The 19,603-nt window shown below is 67.1% G+C and carries 17 protein-coding genes and 1 riboswitch; of the genes, 13 read left to right on the top strand and 4 right to left on the bottom strand.

The genetic code is table 11. From position 1 onward, the window contains the following. Positions 1 to 17: 17 nt before the first annotated feature. The 5 genes from ASD82_RS08725 (at position 18) to ASD82_RS08705 (ending at position 4,296) form a co-directional block, all read left to right on the top strand. Entirely contained in the window at positions 18 to 668 is a 651-nt protein-coding gene (locus ASD82_RS08725; protein ID WP_056717439.1) for an SCP2 sterol-binding domain-containing protein, read from the top strand. Then, a complete protein-coding gene (ubiB, locus tag ASD82_RS08720; protein WP_056717438.1) occupies positions 665 to 2,314 on the top strand; it encodes a ubiquinone biosynthesis regulatory protein kinase UbiB in 1,650 nt (549 codons plus the stop codon). Before ASD82_RS08725 ends, ubiB begins: the two co-directional genes overlap by 4 nt. Before the next feature lie 110 nt (positions 2,315 to 2,424). Further along, on the top strand, positions 2,425 to 3,171 hold the full coding sequence (locus ASD82_RS08715; protein ID WP_056717437.1) for a pseudouridine synthase: 747 nt from the start codon (positions 2,425 to 2,427) through the stop codon (positions 3,169 to 3,171). A gap of 109 nt (positions 3,172 to 3,280) precedes the next feature. Further along, positions 3,281 to 3,703, top strand: a complete 423-nt coding sequence (arfB, locus tag ASD82_RS08710; RefSeq protein ID WP_056717436.1) for an alternative ribosome rescue aminoacyl-tRNA hydrolase ArfB — start codon at positions 3,281 to 3,283, stop codon at positions 3,701 to 3,703. Next, positions 3,700 to 4,296, top strand: coding sequence for a 1-acyl-sn-glycerol-3-phosphate acyltransferase (locus ASD82_RS08705; RefSeq protein ID WP_056717435.1), 597 nt, complete (start codon positions 3,700 to 3,702; stop codon positions 4,294 to 4,296). The genes arfB and ASD82_RS08705 overlap by 4 nt, the downstream gene beginning before the upstream one ends. Positions 4,297 to 4,326: 30 nt before the next feature. On the opposite strand, the gene ASD82_RS08700 is transcribed toward ASD82_RS08705, so the two are convergent. Further along, positions 4,327 to 5,364, bottom strand: coding sequence for a LysR family transcriptional regulator (locus ASD82_RS08700; RefSeq protein WP_056717460.1), 1,038 nt, complete (start codon positions 5,362 to 5,364; stop codon positions 4,327 to 4,329). Between the two features lie 122 nt (positions 5,365 to 5,486). Here ASD82_RS08700 and aceB point away from each other — a divergent pair, with 122 nt between their 5' ends. Beyond that, the gene (gene aceB, locus ASD82_RS08695) at positions 5,487 to 7,097 is read left to right on the top strand and encodes a malate synthase A (RefSeq protein ID WP_056717434.1); all 1,611 of its coding nucleotides are present in this window, start codon (positions 5,487 to 5,489) and stop codon (positions 7,095 to 7,097) included. A 142-nt stretch (positions 7,098 to 7,239) separates the two neighbouring features. Next, a complete protein-coding gene (gene aceA, locus ASD82_RS08690; protein ID WP_007804234.1) occupies positions 7,240 to 8,538 on the top strand; it encodes an isocitrate lyase in 1,299 nt (432 codons plus the stop codon). Positions 8,539 to 8,630: 92 nt separating this feature from the next. On the opposite strand, the gene ASD82_RS08685 is transcribed toward aceA, so the two are convergent. The 3 genes from ASD82_RS08685 to ASD82_RS08675 form a co-directional block, all read right to left on the bottom strand. Continuing rightward, positions 8,631 to 10,418, bottom strand: coding sequence for a sodium:proton antiporter (locus ASD82_RS08685; protein WP_056717433.1), 1,788 nt, complete (start codon positions 10,416 to 10,418; stop codon positions 8,631 to 8,633). Positions 10,419 to 10,497: 79 nt separating this feature from the next. Next, positions 10,498 to 11,991: a YifB family Mg chelatase-like AAA ATPase gene (locus tag ASD82_RS08680; RefSeq protein ID WP_082585288.1), complete on the bottom strand. Its 1,494-nt coding sequence runs from the start codon at positions 11,989 to 11,991 to the stop codon at positions 10,498 to 10,500. A gap of 162 nt (positions 11,992 to 12,153) precedes the next feature. Next, positions 12,154 to 12,414, bottom strand: coding sequence for an accessory factor UbiK family protein (locus tag ASD82_RS08675; RefSeq protein WP_040672624.1), 261 nt, complete (start codon positions 12,412 to 12,414; stop codon positions 12,154 to 12,156). A 182-nt stretch (positions 12,415 to 12,596) separates the two neighbouring features. On the opposite strand from ASD82_RS08675, the gene glnK reads away from it, so the two are divergent. From glnK to ASD82_RS08645, 6 genes are all read left to right on the top strand, one after another. Then, positions 12,597 to 12,935, top strand: a complete 339-nt coding sequence (gene glnK / locus ASD82_RS08670) for a P-II family nitrogen regulator (RefSeq protein ID WP_056717431.1) — start codon at positions 12,597 to 12,599, stop codon at positions 12,933 to 12,935. 89 nt (positions 12,936 to 13,024) lie between these two features. After that, a riboswitch (cobalamin riboswitch) is annotated at positions 13,025 to 13,240 on the top strand. Positions 13,241 to 13,392: 152 nt separating this feature from the next. Then, a complete protein-coding gene (locus ASD82_RS08665; RefSeq protein ID WP_082585287.1) occupies positions 13,393 to 15,831 on the top strand; it encodes a ribonucleoside-diphosphate reductase subunit alpha in 2,439 nt (812 codons plus the stop codon). Positions 15,832 to 15,847: 16 nt separating this feature from the next. Continuing rightward, on the top strand, positions 15,848 to 16,072 hold the full coding sequence (locus ASD82_RS08660; protein WP_056717430.1) for a hypothetical protein: 225 nt from the start codon (positions 15,848 to 15,850) through the stop codon (positions 16,070 to 16,072). A gap of 15 nt (positions 16,073 to 16,087) precedes the next feature. After that, positions 16,088 to 17,113: a ribonucleotide-diphosphate reductase subunit beta gene (locus ASD82_RS08655; RefSeq protein WP_056717429.1), complete on the top strand. Its 1,026-nt coding sequence runs from the start codon at positions 16,088 to 16,090 to the stop codon at positions 17,111 to 17,113. Between the two features lie 191 nt (positions 17,114 to 17,304). Then, a complete protein-coding gene (locus tag ASD82_RS08650; RefSeq protein WP_056717428.1) occupies positions 17,305 to 17,691 on the top strand; it encodes a BlaI/MecI/CopY family transcriptional regulator in 387 nt (128 codons plus the stop codon). A 1-nt stretch (position 17,692) separates the two neighbouring features. Then, entirely contained in the window at positions 17,693 to 19,591 is a 1,899-nt protein-coding gene (locus tag ASD82_RS08645) for a M56 family metallopeptidase (RefSeq protein ID WP_056717427.1), read from the top strand. Positions 19,592 to 19,603 lie beyond the last annotated feature (12 nt).

The following is a 19,603-nucleotide window of genomic DNA, read 5'->3' as shown; positions in this document are numbered from 1 at the left end:
CGGGCTACAATCGGCAGATGAACGCCGCCACTCCCAACTCCTGGTTGCCGCAACCGCTGCGCAAGCTTGCCGGCCGTGCGCTGGAAACCGCGCTGAACCACACCTTGTCGCTCGATCCGGACACGCAGCAGAAGCTGGCCGCGCTGAATGGACGCAGCGTGCAGCTGCACCTGCGCGGCCCCGAGATCGCGCTGGCCATCACCGTCGAGGACGCCCGCCTCAAGGTGGGCCCGCCGCAGGACGACAACCAGCTGAAGGTCGCCGCCTCACCGGGCAGCCTGCTGGCGATGATGTTCCGCCGCGACGACGACGGCATCGCTCCGGGCAAGGTGGAGATCGCCGGCGATGCCGAGCTGGCGCGCCGGCTGGAAAAGCTGGCCAGCAAGTTCGCCCCCGATTTCGAGGAAGCGTTCGCGCGCACGTTCGGCGACGTGCTCGGCGTGCCGCTGGCCAGGACGGTGCGCAAGGGCCTGGCCCACGCCCGCGAAACCGCCAGCCACCTCACCGAGGATGGCGCGGACTGGTTGCGCGACGAGGCGCGCGTGGCGATGGCGCCGGGCGAGGTGGAGGGTTTCCTCGAAGGCGTGGACGAGCTGCGCGAACGCAGCGAACGACTCGAATCGCGCGTGCAGCGACTGCTGCAGCGCGTGTCGGGCAACGCCGCGTGACGCCGCTGAAGGTCGTGCCGCGGCTGCTGCGGGTCGCCTCGGTGCTGCTGGCGTACCGGCTCGACGAACTGGTCGACGCGGCGCACCTGTACCGTCCGCTGAAGCTGCTGCGGCCGCTGGTGGCGAAGCCGCGCGTCGACATCCGCGGCTTGCCGCGCGGCGCGCGCCTGCGTCATGCGCTGACCGAACTGGGGCCGATCTTCGTCAAGGCCGGCCAGGTGTTGTCGACCCGCCGCGACCTGGTGCCGGCCGACATCGCCGACGAGCTGGCCCTGCTGCAGGACCAGGTCGCGCCGTTCCCGGGCAGCGAAGCCCGTGCGATCGTCGAGCAGGAACTGAAGCTTCCGATTGGACGTCTATACGCCCGTTTCGACGAAACACCGCTAGCCTCCGCCTCGATCGCCCAGGTGCATGCCGCCACCCTGCACGACGGCCGCGAGGTGGTGGTCAAGGTGCTGCGCCCGGGCATCGATGCGCAGATCGCCCGCGACGTGAAACTGCTGCGTTCGCTGGGCGAACTGGCACAGCGCTGGCACCCGAACGCCGACAAGATCCGCCCGCTGGATGTCGTCGCCGAAGTCGAGAAGATGCTGGAGAACGAGCTGGACCTGCAGCGCGAAGGCGCCAGCGCCAGCCTGCTCCGGCGCAACTTCGCCAGCGGCGTGGACCTCTACGTGCCTGAAGTGCACTGGGACCTGACCGCCACCCGCGTGCTCACCCTGGAGCGGGTGCACGGCCTCAGCAGCGACGACATCGCCGCGATCGACGCCGCCGGGCTCGACCGCAAGGCGCTTGCCGTCAAGGGCGTGCGGGTGTTCTACGAGCAGGTGTTCCGCGACAACTTCTTCCACGCCGACGCCCACCCCGGCAACATCTGGGTCGACCCGGCGCGCACCGGCGAACCGCGCTTCATCGCGCTGGATTTCGGCATCATGGGTTCGCTGCCCGAAGCCGACCAGTACTGGCTGGCGCAGAACTTCATCGCGCTGTTCGAACGCGACTACGCCCGCATCGCCAAGCTGCACGTGGACGCGGGCTGGATGCCTGCCAACGTGCGGCTGGACGAGCTGGAAGCCGCCGTGCGCACGGTGTGCGAGCCGTACTTCACCCGCCCGTTGTCGCAGATCTCGCTGGCCGAGCTGGTGGTGAAGCTGTTCCAGACCGCACGGCGTTTCGAGCTGACCCTGCAGCCGCAGTTGATCCTGCTGCAGAAGACCCTGCTGAACATCGAGGGCGTGGGCCGCATGCTCGACCCGGAGATCGACATCTGGGCGGTGGCGCACCCGGTGCTGAAACGCATCCTGCGCGAACGCTACAGCCCGTTGCGCACGTTGCGCGAAGTGCGCAAGCGGCTGCCCGAATGGCTGCACGAGGCACCGCAATTCCCCGAGCTGGTGCGCGACGCACTGCGCCAGATCGGTCGCGGCGAGCGACGCGAGGTTGCTGATCCACTGGCGCTGAAACTGGCTCTGGAAACTGCGCATCGCCAGCACAAGCTGCTTGCCTGCGGGCTGCTCGGCAGCGCGCTACTGATTGCTGCCGCTTTGCTGTGGACGCTGGCCCCGCAACACGGCAGCTGGCCACCGCTCGGCGCTGGCCTCGCCGGCCTGCTCGCTTTCGCCATCGGCTGGCCCCGCTCGCGCTGACCGGAATGCCGACGTAGGGCGGGCACTGCCCGCCGGCTCTTGGCGCAAGCCAGCGGGCAGTGCCCGCTCTACATTGATGGCGCAACTATCCCCCCGGCCGACGAACCACCATGATCGAGATTCTCTACCAGGACGACACGCTGATCGCGGTGAACAAGCCCGCGAACCTTGCCGTGCATCGCTCGAAGATGGTGGGCAACACCGAGGAATTCCTGATCGACCTGTTGCGCGAACAGATCGGCGACAACGTCTACCTGGCCCACCGGCTAGACCGCGCCACCAGTGGCGTGCTGCTGGTGGCGCGCAGCAAGGAGGTCGCCGCCGCGCTGGGCGAACAGTTCATGGCCCGCAGCATCCACAAGCAGTACCTCGTGGTGGTGCGCGGCTGGCCTGAACCGGGCGAAGAGGTGATCGACTATCCGCTGCCCGGCTCGCGCGAGACCGGCCCACGCCGCGAGGCACGCACCCGCTACCGGCGCCTCGCCACCATCGAGGTGCCGATCGAACTGAGCCGCTATCCGCAGCAGCGCTACGCGCTGGTTCTCGCCGAACCCGAAAGCGGCCGCTTCCGCCAGATCCGCAAGCACCTGGCGCATATCCACCATCCGGTGATCGGCGATTGCCAGCACGGCCGCGGCGACCACAACCGCCTGTACAAGCAGCATTTCGGCTGTCATCGGATGCTGCTGCACGCATGGCGGCTGGAGTTCCACCACCCGGTCACCGGCGTGCCGATGCAACTGGAAGCTCCGCTGGATGAGGCTTACACGCACCTGCTCGCCCGGTTCGGCTGGCCCCAGCCCGAGGACATCGAAGCACCGGCGAACGACTTCCCGCCACCCCTCGGTTCGTCCTGAGCGTCGCCGCACGGAGGCGAAGTCGAGGAGCACACGGCGCCATGCCCGGCCCACACGGGAAGAAGCCGCTCTCTCGCCCCGCCTTTCGCTTGCCCGTAAACTGCCTGGCATGTTGACCGTCAGCCACAGCATCACCCTGCCCGAGTCCGAGCTCGTCGAGCGCTTCCTGCGCGCCGACGGCCCCGGCGGACAGCATGTGAATCGCACCGAGAGCGCGGTGGAGCTGCGCTTCGACGTGGCCAGCTCGCCGTCGCTGCCTGAGGAGATCCGCACGCGTCTGCTGGAGCGCCGCGATCGCCGGCTGACCGCCGAGGGCGTGCTGGTGATCCAGGGCCGTCGCTTCCGCGACCAGGGACGCAACCGCGACGACGTGCGCGAGCGGCTGGTGGAGATCATCCGCGGCGTGCTGGTGCCACCGAAGAAGCGCCTGGCCACCCGCCCCACCCGCGCCTCGAAGGAACGTCGCCTGGTGGGCAAGCAGCAACGCGGCCAGATCAAGCAGTCCCGTTCACGCAAGCCGGATCTCGAATGAAGGGACAACTGCCCAGCCCCGGGCAACTGCCGCCGGGCATGCCGCATCTGGCCGACAACTGGCGCCGCCGACTCTGTCGAGGCGTACTTCGCCTGTGCGGCTGGAGCCTGGTCGGCGAGTTTCCCGACGTGCGCCGCGCCGTGCTGATCGCCGCGCCGCACTCGTCGTGGTGGGATGGCGTGTGGGGCCTGTTGATGAAGGTCGGCATCGGCGCCGACATCCATTTCATGGGCAAGCAAGAGCTGTTCCGCGGTCCGCTGGGCAAGCTGCTGCTGAAACTGGGCGGCATGCCGATCGACCGCGGCGCCGCCAAGGGCGTGGTCGAACAGATGATCGACCAGCTGCAGCAGCACGAATCGCTGTGGCTGGGCATCGCACCCGAAGGCACGCGCAAGCCGGTGGCGCGCTGGAAGAGCGGCTTCTGGCGCATCGCCCACGAGGCCGGCGTACCCATCGTCACGGCCTGGTTCAACTATCCGGACAAGACCATCGGCGTCGGCCCGCTGTTCCACACCAGCGACGACATGGAAGCGGACCTCGCCCGCCTGCGCGCGTTCTATGCGCCGTTCCGGGGCAAGCACCGCAACGTGTGACCGGATGCGGGCGCGCGCCCTGCCGCCGCGTCAGCGCTGCGAATGGCCCGGATCGTCGTGCTCGCGATGGGTCAGCAGGCCGGGCCGCACCAGGTCGATGAAGGCCCGCGCCTCGGCGCTGAGGAACTTGCCCTTGCGCATCACCACGCCGTAGCTGCGCTGGGGGAAGAACTGCTTCATGTTGCGCACCGCCAGCCGTTCGCTGTCGACGGCGGTGATGCAGATGCCGGTGACGATGGAGATGCCCATGCCCATCGCCACGTATTCCTTGATCACGTCCCAGCCGCCGACCTCGATCGCCACGTGGAACGGCACTTGCTGCTGCTGGAACACCAGGTCGACCAGGCGATAGGTGGACAGCCGCTGCGGCGGCAGGATCAGGCCGTAAGGTGACAGGTCTTCCAGGGTGATCTTTTCCTTGGCCGCCAGCGGATGACCCGGCGGCATGATCAGCATCGGGTCGTAGTGCTGCACCGGCGCCCAGGCGATGTCGTTGGGAACGTCGAGCATCGAGCCCACGGCGAAGTCGGCCTCGTCCGCGCGCAGCATCGCCATGCCGTCCTTGCCGGTGACGTTGGCCAGCTGCAACTGCACCGCGGGGAAGCGCTCGCGGTAGCGGCGCACCAGGTCGGGCAGCAGGTACTGGATGGTCGAGGTGCCGGCAGCGATGGTCAGGCGGCCGGCCTGCAGTCCCTTCACCCTGGCCTGGAAGTCGCGGTCCAGCGTGTCCCAGCCTTCGACCAGCGGCCGCGCCAGTTCATACAGCGCCTCGCCCGCGTCGGTGAGGTTGATGCGGCGCCGACGCCGTTCCAGCAGGCTCATGCCGAGTTCCCGCTCCAGCGCCTGCAATTGCAGGCTGATGGTGGGTTGCGACAGGTACAGCGCCTCGGCCGCGCGGGTCAGCGTACCCAGCTTCACCACGCTGACGAAGGCACGCAACTGCTTGTGCCGGTTGCCTTTGTAGTAATAGCGCCCGCCGTTCTCCGCCGGCGCGACCTCGCCGCGCTTCTTTGCTGCGCTGCGGCGCGGCTTTTTCGGTCCGTTCAGCGACACGTCGTGCTTTTTCATCGCCATATTTCAATACTTTGGAGTATGTATTGCATTTGCTCATAGTAATGATTGAAACATTCACTTTGTCAAATAGCTGATTTGTACCTAGCTTCGAGTCATTCCCGACACGGAGCGACACCATGGCAGTACCGCAGGAAAGACTCGAACTCGGCGCCATCGAGATTCATGCCGACGCGGCCGGTTACGCGAGCATCCTGACCCCGGCAGCGCTGGCCTTGCTGGCCCGGCTGCACCGCCGCTTCGAACCGACCCGCCAGAAGTTGCTGCAGGCGCGGCGCGAGCGCCAGGCGACGTACGACGCCGGCGGCCTGCCCGACTTCCGCGCCGACACGGCGGCGATCCGCGAATCGGACTGGAGCGTGGCGCCGATCCCGCCGGCGCTGCGTGACCGTCGCGTCGAGATCACCGGCCCGGTCGAGCGCAAGATGATCATCAACGCGCTGAATTCCGGCGCGAAGGTGTTCATGGCCGACTTCGAGGACTCCTCGGCGCCGACCTTCGCCAACCAGCTCGACGGCCAGCTCAACCTGCGCGACGCAGTGAATGGCTCGATCGACTTCACCTCGCCCGAGGGCAAGCACTACCGCGTGGGCGACAACCCCGCCGTGCTGGTGGTGCGCCCCCGCGGCTGGCACCTGCACGACAAGTTCTTCAGCGTGGATGGCGAGCCGATGGCCGGCGCCCTGGTCGACTTCGCCCTGTTCGTGCTGCACAACGCCCGCACCTTGCACAGCCGTGACCGCGGCCCGTATTTCTACCTGCCGAAACTCGAGGCGATGGAGGAGGCCGCGCTGTGGGACGCGGTGATGGCCGACGCCGAGAACGAACTGCAGCTGCCGGTAGGCACGATGAAGGCCACCGTGCTGATCGAGACGCTGCCGGCGGCGTTCCAGATGCACGAGATTCTGCATGCGCTGCGCCGTCGCGCGGTCGGCCTCAATTGCGGCCGCTGGGATTACATCTTTTCCTACCTGAAAACCCTGCGCGGCCATCGCGACCGCCTGCTGCCCGAGCGCAGCCAGGTGCAGATGACCGCGCCGTTCCTGAAGGCGTATTCCGAACTGCTGATCCAGACCTGCCATCGTCGCGGCGCGTTCGCGATGGGCGGCATGGCCGCGCAGATCCCGATCAAGGGCGACGAAGCCGCCAACGAAGCGGCGCTGGCCAAGGTGCGCGCCGACAAGCTGCGTGAGGTGCAGGCCGGCCACGACGGCACCTGGGTGGCGCACCCGGCGCTGGTGGCCGTGGCCCAGCAGGTCTTCGACCAGCACATGCCCGGCGCCAACCAGCTCGGCATGCTGCGCCAGGACGTGCAGGTCAGCCGCGAACAGCTGCTCGCCGCGCCCAACGGCACCATCACCCGCGCCGGCTTCGACAACAACGTCGAGGTGTGCCTGCGCTACACCGCCGCCTGGCTCGATGGCCTGGGCTGCGTGCCGATCCATCACCTGATGGAAGACGCCGCCACCGCCGAGATTGCCCGCGCCCAGTTGTGGCAGTGGCTGCATCACGCCGACGGGTCGCACGCGGACACGCTGGCATTCCCTGACCACGCGCCGATCGACTTCGCCCTGTTCGATCACGCACTGGCCTGCCACACCCACCGACTGCGTGACAGCCAGCACCCCGGCGCCGCCCGCGCCGACGCGGCCGCTGCCCTGCTCTCGGCGATGACCCATGCCGACGTGCTCGGCGACTTCCTCACCCTGCCCGCCTACGACCAGCTTTGATTTTTTTCCCTTCTCCCTCCGGGAGAAGGTGCCCGAAGGGCGGATGAGGGTACGAGGTCGAATGCGCTGCCGCGCTTCGCCCGAACCCTCTCCCCAACCCCTCTCCCGTAGGGAGAGGGGCTCAATACCACGGAGCCATGCCATGAAGACCACGACCCTGCCGACCGCCGAACAGATCACCCTGGACTGGAACAACAACCCGCGCTGGACCGGCGTGCAGCGCAACTACTCCGCCGAGGACGTGGTGCGCCTGCGCGGCACCGTGCACGTGGAGCACTCGCTGGCCCGCCATGGCGCCGAGCGGCTGTGGAAATCCCTGCACAAGGAAGACTTCGTCAATGCGCTGGGCGCGCTCACCGGCAACCAGGCGATGCAGCAGGTCAAGGCCGGCCTGCAGGCGATCTACCTGAGCGGCTGGCAGGTCGCCGCCGACGCCAACGTGGCCGGCGAGATGTATCCCGACCAGTCGCTGTACCCGGCCAACTCGGTGCCGCTGGTGGTCAAGCGGATCAACAACACCTTGCTGCGCGCCGATCAATTGCATCACGCCGAAGGCAAGGACGACTGCGACTGGCTGGTGCCGATCGTGGCTGACGCCGAAGCCGGCTTCGGCGGCGTGCTGAACGCGTTCGAGCTGATGAAGGCGATGATCGAGGCCGGTGCCGCCGGCGTGCACTTCGAGGATCAGCTGGCCAGCGTGAAGAAGTGCGGCCACATGGGCGGCAAGGTGCTGGTGCCGACCCGCGAGGCGGTCGACAAGTTGAACGCGGCGCGTCTGGCCGCCGACGTGGCCGGCGTGCCGACCCTGCTGGTGGCGCGCACCGACGCCGACGCCGCCGACCTGCTCACCTCGGACATCGACGACAACGACAAGGCCTTCATCACCGGCGAACGCACCGTCGAAGGCTTCTTCCGCGTGCGCCCGGGCCTGGACCAGGCGATCAGCCGCGGCCTCGCCTACGCGCCGTACGCCGACCTGATCTGGTGCGAGACCAGCAAGCCGAACCTGGACGACGCGCGCCGCTTCGCCGAGGCGATCCACGCGAAATTCCCCGGCAAGATGCTGGCCTACAACTGCTCGCCCAGCTTCAACTGGAAGAAGAACCTGGACGACGCCACCATCGCCAACTTCCAGAAGGAACTGGGCGCGATGGGCTACAAGTTCCAGTTCATCACGCTGGCCGGCTTCCACAGCCTCAACTACGGCATGTTCGACCTGGCGCACGGTTACGCCCGTCGCCAGATGAGCGCCTTCGTCGAGCTGCAGGAAAAGGAATTCGCCGCCGCCGACCGCGGCTTCACCGCGGTGAAGCACCAGCGCGAAGTGGGCACCGGCTACTTCGACGCCGTGACCCAGGCGATCCAGCAGGGACAGTCGTCGACCACCGCGCTGAAAGGCTCGACCGAAGAAGCCCAGTTCAAGCAGGCTTCGGCGGCCTGAGAAGAAGAGAAGTGAGTGCAGGGGAGTGAGGAGTCAGAGAGAGCAAAGGCACGGACTGCTCTCGCTTTCCCTCACTCCTCACTTCTTGTTCCTCACTTCTCGCTGGGCGGCACCAGCGCGATCACGGTCCAGCCGGGCTTCGGTTCCAGTTCGCGCTTGGCCGAGGCCACCCGCAGGGCGCCCTTTTCCTCGACGCCGAACATCAGCACCGTGTTCGAGCCGTATTGCTCGATGAAGTGCGGCCAGTCGAAGGTGGCGCTGAGCCGGGTCGACTTGATCCGCCAGCCCTGTTCCAGCATTTCGGCGAAGCGCCCGTGGGTCATCGTCTCGTCGAACAGCGGCGGCGCCAGCAGGCTGCCGGCGAGCGCGGCGCGGTCGGTGTTTTCCTGGGGCGTGAGGTTGCGCAGGCGGTAGACTCTTTCGCGACCGAATTCCTGCCGGTAGTGCACGCAGGCCAGCGAGTTGCGCTCGCGATGGGTCGACACCGCCAGCAACCGGCCGATGCCGGTGAGGTCCAGGTGCCGCTCCGCATGCGGCGAGGCGGGGTTGCCGAAGAAGGTGCTGCGTCCTTCCATCCGCGCGAGGCGGATGCCATCCCAGTCGTCGTCGGCCAGCACCACGCGGAAGCCTGCCTCGTCCAGCGCCTTGCCGATCGCGCGCGCCACGACGTCGGAACCGAAGATCAGCAGACCGCGCGGCTCCGGCTCGGCGACCTTCAGCCAGATCGCCAGCGGACGGGCGGTGGCGCTCTGCAGGATCACGGTGCCGATGATCAGGGTGAACACCAGCGGCACCAGCGCCTCGGCACCGGCCACGCCCAGGGCATCGAGGCGCAGCGCGAACAGCGCCGACACCGACGCGGCCACGATGCCGCGCGGCGCCACCCAGCCGATCAGCGCACGCTCGCGCCAGCTCAGGCTGCTGCCGAAGCTGGCGATCGCCACGGTCACCGGCCGCACGAGCAGTTGCGCGATCACGAACAGGGTGATGCCGGCGCCCAGCATGCCGTCGGGCAACGGCCATTGCAGCCGGGCGGCGAGCAGGACGAACAGCAGCGACACCAGCACCGTGGTCAGGCTTTCCTTGAAATCCAGGATGTCGTCGATGTGTACGCCGCGCAGGTTGCCCAGCGCGATGCCCATGATCGTCACCGCCAGCAGGCCGGACTCGTGGGTCAGCGTGTTGGAGACGCTGAAGGCCAGCAGCACCGCGGCCAGCACCGCGTAGTTCTGCAGGTATTCGGGAATCATCTGGCGACGCAGGAAGAACGCCATCGTCCACGCCGACAGCGCACCGATACCCACGCCACAGCCGATCGTGGCAACGAAGATGCCGATGGTGTGCCCTTCCTGGCGCGACACGATGGCCTCGTAGATCAGCACCGCGAACAGTGCGCCCAGCGGGTCGATCACGATGCCTTCCCAGCGCAGCGTGTTGGCGATGCGGGCATTCGGGCGCAGGGTGCGCAGCATCGGCGCGATCACCGTCGGCCCGGTCACGCAGGCCAACGCGCCGAACAGCAGGGCGATCGGCCAGGCCAGTCCGGCGACGAGATGGGCGGCCAGCGCCAGCAGCAGCAGCGACGCCACCGCGCCGTAACTGACCAGCCCGCGCACCGCCTTGCCGATGCCCGGCAATTCGTGGAAGCGCAAGGTCAGGCTGCCTTCGAACAGGATCAGCGCGACCGACAGCGAGACCATCGGGAACAGCAGTTCGCCCAGCAGCTTGTCCGGCTGCAGCACGCCGCTGACCGGCCCCAGGATGATTCCGGCCAGCAGCAGGAACACGATTGCCGGCAGTTTCACCCGCCATGCCAGCCACTGCGCCAGGAAGCCGATCACCAGCATGCCGGCGAGCATCAGGCTGAGCTCGATAGTCATCGCATTCCCTGGGAAGATCCGGGCGCTATCGAAACATGCGCGCTCCTGGACGTCCAGTCACGCAGGTTCTCGCCGTCGCTCAGAAGCGGCGGTACTGCAGCGCCTCGGCCAGGTGCTCGCGTTCGAGCAGGGCGGCGCCGCCGTCCAGGTCGGCGATCGTGCGGGCCACCCGCAACACGCGGTGATAGGCGCGCGCGGACAGGCCCAGCCGCTCCAGCGCAGCCTCGAACCAGCGCCGCTCCGGTGCGCCCAACGCACAATCGCGCTCCAGTTCACGCGTGCTGATTTCCGCATTGGGCCGACCCGCCCGCATCAGCGATTGCCGCCGCGCGTTGAGCACGCGCGCGCGCACCGTGGCGGAGTCCTCGTCGCGGTCGCCGCGCGGCGCACCCAGGTCGGCCAGGGGCACGGGCGGCACTTCCACGCACAGGTCGATGCGATCCAGCAACGGGCCGGAAATGCGCCCGCGATAGCGCTGGATCTGATCGGGCGTGCATTGGCAGCGGGGGTCGCCGGCGTAACCGCAGGGGCACGGATTCATCGCCGCCACCAGCTGGAACTGGGCCGGAAAGGTCGACTGCCGCGCCGCCCGCGAGATCATGATGTGGCCGGATTCCATCGGCTCGCGCAGCACTTCCAGCACGTGCCGGCTGAATTCCGGCAGTTCGTCGAGGAACAGCACGCCGTTGTGCGCCAGCGACACCTCACCCGGCCGCGGATACGAACCGCCGCCGACCAGGGCCACCGCGGACGCCGTGTGATGGGGGGAACGGAACGGGCGCCGTCGCCAGTGCGCCAGGTCGGTCGTCTGGCCGGCCACCGACAGCACGGCGCAGGTCTCCAGCGCTTCGGACTCGCTCAGCGGCGGCAGGATGCCGGGCAGGCGTTCGGCCAGCATGGTCTTGCCGGTGCCGGGCGGACCGATCAGCAGCAGGTGGTGGCCACCCACGGCGGTGATTTCCAGCGCGCGACGCGCCTGCAATTGTCCACGCACGTCGGCAAGGTCGGGGCCGTCTTCCGCGCCGCCGTTGCTGGGAATGCCGACCGGCATCGACAGCTCGTGGGCGCCGCGCAACCAGCCGCAGACCTCGGCCAGCGTATCGGCCACGCGCACGTCGACATCGGCCACCAGCGCCGCTTCGGCGGCGTTCTCCCGCGGCACCACCACCCGGCGCCCGCGCGCCCGCGCGCGCAGCAGGGCCGGCAGTACGCCGGATACGCTGCGCAGCGTGCCGCTCAGCGCCAGTTCGCCGAGGAATTCACAGTCGTCGAGTTTCTCGCGCGGCACCTGGCCGCTGGCGGCAAGAATGCCCAGCGCGATCGGCAGGTCGAACCGGCCGCCGTCCTTGGGCAGCTCCGCCGGCGCCAGATTCACGGTGACGCGGCGACCGGGGTATTCGAACGCGGTGTTCTGGATCGCCACGCGCACGCGATCGCGGGCCTCGCGCACCGCAGCCTCGGGCAGGCCGACGATGTTGGTACACGGCAGACCACCGGAAAGATGCACCTCGACCATCACTTGCGGTGCGGCGATTCCTTCCTGCGCACGGCTGAGGGTAACGGCAAGACTCATGCGGCCGCGGGTCGATGGAACAGCTGGAGGGGAAACATGGAGGGCGGGGTGCTGAGGGGCATGGACATGGAACGGCTCCATCAGCAGCGCTGAATAAATAACCGCCTCCGATCGTTCTCGGGGTGAGGGTGACGGATCGGAGGCGGCTCCCGGGAGGCGGTTTTACGAACCCGCGCGGGCAGCCACCGCGGCCTCCAACTGGGCCACGTGTCGCTCCAATTCGTCGACCTTGGCGCGCGTACGCGCCAGTACCTGGGACTGGACTTCGAATTCTTCGCGGGTGACCAGGTCGAGGCGGCGCAATCCTTGCGCCAGAACATCTTGGAAGTTGGTTCGCAAATCCTGATGCGCCTGTGCCAACCCTGGCGGTACCAACGACACAAGTCGCAGGGCAATCTGGTCGATATCCTGCCTATCCATCATGGATAGCGCCTCGCACTCGTCGGATTGAATATTAGGTGAATGCAAATCGGCGTCGCCATCGGTACGCTCCATCAATAATTGTAAGGATTGTCCTACACCCGTCGCGATCAGGCGACAATGTTCCGGCAGGCAGGCAAAATGGCCCTCCGACGTAATCGATGCCCTGGCAAGGAACCAAACCCATGAAGCTGGTCGTGGCGATCATCAAGCCGTTCAAGCTGGACGATGTCCGCGAGGCGTTGGCGGAGGTGGGTCTGCAGGGCATCACGGTGACCGAGGTGAAGGGTTTCGGCCGCCAGAAGGGGCACACCGAGCTCTATCGCGGTGCCGAATACGTGGTGGACTTCCTGCCCAAGATCAAGCTGGAAGTGGCGGTGGCCGATGATCAGCTGGACCGGGTGCTGGAGGCGATCCAGAACTCCGCCCGCACCGGCAAGATCGGTGACGGCAAGATCTTCGTCAGCACGCTGGAACAGGTGATCCGCATCCGCACCGGCGAGCTGGATCACGACGCGCTGTAATTTTTTGGCAGCCCGCGCCAGCGCTCGCCGCAAGCGGCTTTCGCCCCGACTTATGCACAACTTGTTGGGTTGACCCTGTCCGGGCCACCCGATATGTTGTGTCCGTCGGTGCCCGACCAGATGCGACATCGGTCGGGCTTAAAAGGGAATCCGGTGTGACTCCGGAACTGCCCCGCAGCGGTAAAGCGGAAACGAACGCCCCCACATGCACTGGCCCTCAGCGGCTGGGAAGCGGGAGCAACTAGGCGGATCGCTCTGATCCTCGTCCGCAAGTCCGAAGACCTGCCGACACAGCGGGACGAACGTGTCCCGTTGCGTAGTGACGGCTTCCGCGGGGAAGTGCGTCGTGAGGCGGTCGCCGCATGGCGTCCGCTCGCGCGTCGCCTCCGGAATCCGTCGCTATCAGGCCCTGCGCGCGGGAGCAGGCGTTTGATGTCCTTCGCCGGAGCCAACCGCCATGCAAGCCCTCGATACCGCCGAACGCGAGCGCGCCGTCGCGCGCGCCGAATCCCCCAGCCCGTCCACCGATGAAGCCGCGTTCGCGCTGACCCCGCCGCATAGCGCGGCCTCCATGCACGTGACCAAGCGCAACGGCGGCCAGGAAGCCGTCGACGTCAACAAGATCGTGCGCGCGGTGACGCGCAGCGCCGAAGGTTTGCACGGCGTCGATCCGCTACGGGTCGCGCTGAAGACCATCGGCGGCCTGTACGACGGCGCCACCACGCAGGAACTCGATCAGCTGTCGATCCGCACCGCAGCCGCCTTGACCGCGGAGGAGCCCGAGTACGGCCAGCTCGCCGCGCGCCTGCTCGGCGCGTACATCGACAAGGAGGTCAGCGGCCAGGAAATCCAGAGCTACTCGCAGTCGATCGCGCGTGGCGCCGAGCTGGGCATCCTCAACGATCGTTTGCGCGACTTCGTGGCCGCCAACGCGCGCAAGTTGAACGACGCGATCGACCCGCTGGCCACCCGCCGTTTCGAATACTTCGGCCTGCGCACGGTGTACGACCGCTACCTGCTGCGCCACCCGCGGCAGCGCCTGGTGATCGAGACACCGCAGCATTTCTTCATGCGCATCGCCTGCGCGCTGGGCGGCAACGAGATCGGCGAGACGCTGGAGCTGTACCGCCTGCTGTCGTCACTGGAATACATCGCCAGCTCGCCCACCCTGTTCAACGCCGGCACCGCGCACGAGCAGCTCAGCTCGTGCTACCTGCTCGACTCGCCGGTCGATTCGCTGGAGTCGATCTACGACAAATACGCCGACGTGGCCAAGCTCAGCAAGTTCGCCGGCGGCATTGGCCTGGCCTATTCGCGGGTGCGCTCGCGCGGCTCGCTGATCAAGGGCACCAACGGCCACTCCAACGGCCTGTTGCCGTGGCTGAAGACACTGGACGCGTCGGTCGCCGCGGTGAACCAGGGCGGCAAGCGCAAGGGCGCGGCCTGCGTCTACCTGGAGTCGTGGCACGCCGACATCGAGGATTTCCTGGAACTGCGCGACAACACCGGCGACGACGCGCGCCGCGCGCACAACCTCAACATCGCGAACTGGATTCCCGACGAATTCATGCGCCGGGTCGAGAATGACGGCGACTGGTCGCTGTTCGATCCGAAAGTGGTGCCGCACTTCGTCGACAGCTGGGGCGAGGTGTTCGACGCCGCGTACCGCAAGGCCGAAGCCGACGGCCTCGCGGTGAAAGCGGTGAAGGCACGCGAGCTCTATGCCCGCATGATGCGTACGCTGGCGCAGACCGGCAACGGCTGGATGACGTTCAAGGACCGCTGCAACGCCACGTCCAATCAGACGGCCAAATCCGGGAACGTGATCCATCTGTCCAATCTGTGCACCGAGATCCTCGAAGTCAGCTCGGTCAACGAGACGGCCGTGTGCAATCTCGGCTCGGTGAACCTGGCGCGGCACGTCACCGGGGGCGTGTTTGATTACGACCAGCTCGCCGCCACCGTGCGCACCGCGGTGCGCCAGTTGAATCGGGTGATCGACCTCAACTACTACCCGATCGCCACCGCGCGCACCGCGAACATGAAGTGGCGGCCGGTGGGCCTCGGCGTCATGGGTTTGCAGGACGTGTTCTTCAAGCTGCGGCTGCCATTCGACTCCGCCGAGGCGCTGGCGTTGTCCACCCGCATCGCTGAGGAGATCTACTTCAACGCGCTGTCGCAGTCGTGCGAACTGGCCGAAGCCGAAGGCGCCCATCCCGGTTTCGCCGAAAGCCGTGCGGCCAGCGGCGAGCTGCAGTTCGACCACTGGCCGCAGGCCACACCACACGACGACACGCGCTGGGATGCGCTGCGCGAACAGATCAAACAACATGGCCTGCGCAACTCGCTGCTGATCGCGATCGCGCCTACCGCGACGATCGCGTCCATCGCCGGCTGCTACGAATGCATCGAACCGCAGGTGAGCAACCTGTTCAAGCGCGAGACGCTGTCCGGCGATTTCCTGCAGGTGAACCGTTATCTGGCCGACGAACTGAAGGTGCTGGGGTTATGGACGCCCGAAGTTCGCGACGCGATCAAGCTGGCGGAAGGCTCCGTGCAAGGCATCACCGCGATCCCCGAGCCCCTGCGCCAGATCTACCGCACCGTATGGGAACTGCCGCAGAAGGCGCTGATCGAACTGGCCGCTTCGCGCGGCGCATACATCGACCAGAGCCAGTCGCTGAACCTGTTCATGGAAAACCCGAACATCGGCCAGCTGAGCTCGATGTACATGTACGCGTGGAAGGCCGGCATCAAGACCACCTACTACCTGCGCTCGCGACCGGCGACGAAGATCGCCAAGACCACCGTCTCGTCGTTGCCCGACCAGGCCCAGGCCACCGCCGCGGTGTTTTGTTCACTGGAGAACCCGGAGTATTGCGAAGCCTGCCAATGACGCGAGAGGTGTCGCGATGAAACGCTACCGGAACCTCGACGGCAACTCCGGCGTCACCGCCTACGAGTGCGGTGACGGTTTCATCTGCATCCGCTTCGTCAACGGCGACACCTACGAATACACCGACAAAGCCACCGGTCGCGAACACATCGCGAACATGCAAAAGCTGGCGCAAGCCGGCTTGGGGCTTTCCACCTATGTCAGCCGCTTCGTGCACGACGACTATGCGCGCAAGCTATGAATCCAAGGAACCAAGATGTCTGCCCAACCCACCCGCAACGCTCACATCCTCGACCCAGGCTTCGAACTCACCCTGCGCCCGATGCGTTATCCCGGCTTCTACGAGATGTACCGCAACGCGATCAGGAACACCTGGACCGTCGAGGAAGTGGATTTCTCGATGGATACGCGCGACCTCGACACGAAGATGTCGCCGGCCGACCGTCATCTGATCCAGCGCCTGGTGGCCTTCTTCGCCACCGGCGACACCATCGTGTCGAACAACCTGGTGTTGAACCTGTACCAGCACATCAACGCGCCGGAAGCGCGCATGTACCTGTCGCGCCAGTTGTACGAGGAAGCGCTGCACGTGCAGTTCTACCTCACCCTGCTCGACACCTACATCCCTGACCCGGCCGAGCGCAACGCCGCCTTCGCGGCGATCGAGACGATTCCGTCGATCCGGCAGAAGGGCGCGTTCTGCTTCAAGTGGATCGACTCGATCCAGGGCCTGCAGAGGCTGGAGACGCGCGCGCACCGGCGCCAGTTCCTGCTCAACCTGATCTGCTTCGCCGCCTGCATCGAAGGGCTGTTCTTCTACGCTGCGTTCGCCTACGTCTATTACATGCGCTCGCGCGGCCTGCTGCACGGCCTGGCGGCCGGCACCAACTGGGTGTTCCGCGACGAGAGCTGCCACATGGCGTTCGCCTTCGAGGTGGTGCGCACCGTGCGCGAGCAGGAGCCGGAACTGTTCGACGCGGACATGCGCGCCCAGGTCGAGGAGATGATGGAAGAAGCCATCGCCTGCGAAACCCGCTTCGCCGAAGACGTGTTGTCCGGCGGCGTGGCCGGCATGTCGGTGAAGGACATGCGCCAGTACCTGGAATACTGCGCCGACCAGCGCTTCGCCCAGCTCGACCTGCCGAAGAAGTACGGCGCGAAGAACCCGTTCGACTTCATGGACCTGCAGGACGTGCAGGAACTGGCCAACTTCTTCGAGCGCCGGGTGTCGGCGTATCAGGTCGGCGTGCAGGGCGAGGTGGCGTTCGACATGGCGTTCTGAGCGGAGATTGGAAGACGGGATCGGGGATACGGAAAGGACGGCGCTTGCCAGCGCCGCCTTCCCGCCACGCTGGGCGCAGCCCGCGCAGGGGGTGGAATCGAGGCGTCAACCGGACCCCGATCGAACGGCACTTGACTACGCCTGTAGTCATGGCGTAGCTTGCCTACAACTGTAGTCAAGCGGAACCCGTCATGCGCAAACCCTCCATCGGCGACCAGGAACTGGCGCTGCTGCAGCACATCGATGAAAGCGGCGCGGCCTCGGTCGGCGAAATCGCCGCCAGCTTCGGCGAGCCGCGCGGGCTGGCCCGCTCCACCGTGCTGACGATGATGGAGCGGCTGCGCGGCAAGGGTTTTCTCAAGCGCAGGCAACTGCGCGGCATGTTCCGCTACAGCACGGTCACCGGCGCCGGCGAGGCGATGCGCAGCGCGGTGGGCAGCTTCGTCGAAAAGACCCTGAGCGGTTCGGTCTCGCCGTTCGTGGCGTGGATGTCCGAGCGCGCCGAGGTCAGCGACGACGAACTGGCCGAGCTGGAAGCGCTGGTGTCCCAGCTGCAATCACGCCGCAAGGAGTCGTGAGATGGATGCACTGAACACGCTGGCCGAGACCCTGCTCACCCGCATGCTGTGGACGTCCATCCAGGCGATCGGCCTGATCGGCCTGGTCTACCTGCTTGGACGATTGCTGCCGCGCTTGTCGTCGGCGATGCGCTGCACCTTGTGGTGGCTGGTTGGCGCCCAACTGCTGCTGGGCCTGCTGTGGCATGCGCCGGTGGAACTTCCGTGGTTGCCGGCGCCGGCGGTGGAAGCGACGGTGCAGGTTGCTCATCCCGTCTCCTACAACGCCATGGTGCTGGCCGGCCATGAGACCGTGCTGCATACCTCGCCCACCGTCGTGGCCATCACACCCGTGCTTTCCTGGCGTGCCGCCGTGATCGCGCTGTGGCTGGCCGCGCTGCTGTGGCTGGCCTCGCGCAGCCTGCGCGAATGGCGCGCCACGCGACAGGTTCTGCACGACTCGCAAGCGATCGGCGACCGGGCGATGCAGGCGCTGTGCCTGCGCAAGTCCCGTCAACTCGGCCTGCGCCGCTGCCCGCAGCTTCGCGTATCGGACGCGATCGTGTCGCCCCAGGTCATCGGCCTGTGGCAGCCCACCGTGCTGCTGCCGGCGCGCGACGCGCTGAATGCCGACGAGTCCTCGATGGCGCTGGCCCACGAACTTGTCCACCTGCGCCGCGGCGACCTCTGGCTGGGCTGGATTCCGGCGCTCGCGCAATGGCTGTTCTGCTTCCACCCGCTGGTGCGCTGGGCGATGCGCGAATACGCACTGAACCGCGAGTCGGCCTGCGACGCGCAGGTCGTGCAGCACGACCAGGCCACCCCACAGGACTACGGCCGCCTGCTGTTGCGCCTCGGCGTGGCGCAACCCGTCCATGCCGGCCTGGCCGGCGCATCCCCCACCTTCCACAACCTGAAGAGGCGACTGACCATGCTTCAGCAAACCGCAAACCAGCCAACGTCCCGCGCACGCGGCTGGCTGCTCGTCGCCGCGATCGCCCTGATCGGCGTGCTGCCCTACCGCGTCACCGCCGCCGGCAACCAGCACGACAACGCGAAGGCGGCGGTGACCAGCACGGCCGCAGTGGCACCGTTGGCACCGTTGGCACCGCTCGCCCCGATGGCGCCGATGCATTCGTCCGCCCCGTCCGTCACGCCGCCACCACCGCCACCGGCCCCGCCGGCACTGCCGGCGATGAGCCCACCGCCGCCGCCACCGCCGCCGCCCGCGCCGCCTAGCGACAGCGGCTTCTCCGCGCGGCACGTCAGCATCGACACCACGGATCACGCGAACAATGGCTTCGCCCTGTTCGATGGCGACTCGATGATCACCATCAACGGCTCGAACGCCGATCTCGATGCAGTGAAGAAGCTCCGCGCCACCAACAAGTCGATACTGTGGTTTCGTCGCGGCAGCGAGGCCTACGTGATCCACGACAAGGCCATGCTGGAACGTGCCAGCCGCATCTACGCACCGGTGACCGCGCTGGCCCGGCAACAGGGCGAGCTCGCCGGCCAGCAGGGCGCGATCGCCGGCAGGCAGGCCGGGCTTGCTGCGCAGGATGCCGCCTTCGCACGGGAACAAGCCGGGCTGGCGCGGCAACAGGCGAAGATGGCGGCGCAGATCGCCTCGGTCGCTGCGAACGGAGCGGATTCACAGGCGCAGCAGCGCAAACTCGATGCACGGCAGGACGAGATGGACGCGGCGCAGGCGCGGCTCGACCAACGCCACGCCGAACTGGAAGCACGCCTGGCCGCCCAGCAAAAGGCGCTCGAAGCCCAACAGGCCGGCTTCGAGAAGCAACAAGAGGCAATCGACCGCCAGCAACAGCAGGCGCAGCAGGCGGCCGATCAGTCGATGAGCCAGTTGCTGGACGAAGCCCTGGCCAAGGGGCTGGCACAGAAGACCAGCCTGCGCTGAGGATCAGGGCAA

This window comes from Rhodanobacter sp. Root179 (genome assembly GCF_001428465.1).
In the GTDB taxonomy this organism is placed as follows: domain Bacteria; phylum Pseudomonadota; class Gammaproteobacteria; order Xanthomonadales; family Rhodanobacteraceae; genus Rhodanobacter.
This window is presented reverse-complemented; position numbering and strand designations above follow the sequence as displayed.

Coding starts and splice junctions, on each gene's coding strand:
- ASD82_RS08725 (WP_056717439.1), top strand. CDS start 18: ATGAACGCCGCCACTCCCAACTCCTGGTTGCCGCAACCGCTGCGCAAG.
- ASD82_RS08715 (WP_056717437.1), top strand. CDS start 2,425: ATGATCGAGATTCTCTACCAGGACGACACGCTGATCGCGGTGAACAAG.
- arfB (WP_056717436.1), top strand. CDS start 3,281: ATGTTGACCGTCAGCCACAGCATCACCCTGCCCGAGTCCGAGCTCGTC.
- ASD82_RS08705 (WP_056717435.1), top strand. CDS start 3,700: ATGAAGGGACAACTGCCCAGCCCCGGGCAACTGCCGCCGGGCATGCCG.
- ASD82_RS08700 (WP_056717460.1), bottom strand. CDS start 5,364: ATGAAAAAGCACGACGTGTCGCTGAACGGACCGAAAAAGCCGCGCCGC.
- aceB (WP_056717434.1), top strand. CDS start 5,487: ATGGCAGTACCGCAGGAAAGACTCGAACTCGGCGCCATCGAGATTCAT.
- aceA (WP_007804234.1), top strand. CDS start 7,240: ATGAAGACCACGACCCTGCCGACCGCCGAACAGATCACCCTGGACTGG.
- ASD82_RS08685 (WP_056717433.1), bottom strand. CDS start 10,418: ATGACTATCGAGCTCAGCCTGATGCTCGCCGGCATGCTGGTGATCGGC.
- ASD82_RS08680 (WP_082585288.1), bottom strand. CDS start 11,991: ATGAGTCTTGCCGTTACCCTCAGCCGTGCGCAGGAAGGAATCGCCGCA.
- ASD82_RS08675 (WP_040672624.1), bottom strand. CDS start 12,414: ATGATGGATAGGCAGGATATCGACCAGATTGCCCTGCGACTTGTGTCG.
- glnK (WP_056717431.1), top strand. CDS start 12,597: ATGAAGCTGGTCGTGGCGATCATCAAGCCGTTCAAGCTGGACGATGTC.
- ASD82_RS08665 (WP_082585287.1), top strand. CDS start 13,393: ATGCAAGCCCTCGATACCGCCGAACGCGAGCGCGCCGTCGCGCGCGCC.
- ASD82_RS08660 (WP_056717430.1), top strand. CDS start 15,848: ATGAAACGCTACCGGAACCTCGACGGCAACTCCGGCGTCACCGCCTAC.
- ASD82_RS08655 (WP_056717429.1), top strand. CDS start 16,088: ATGTCTGCCCAACCCACCCGCAACGCTCACATCCTCGACCCAGGCTTC.
- ASD82_RS08650 (WP_056717428.1), top strand. CDS start 17,305: ATGCGCAAACCCTCCATCGGCGACCAGGAACTGGCGCTGCTGCAGCAC.
- ASD82_RS08645 (WP_056717427.1), top strand. CDS start 17,693: ATGGATGCACTGAACACGCTGGCCGAGACCCTGCTCACCCGCATGCTG.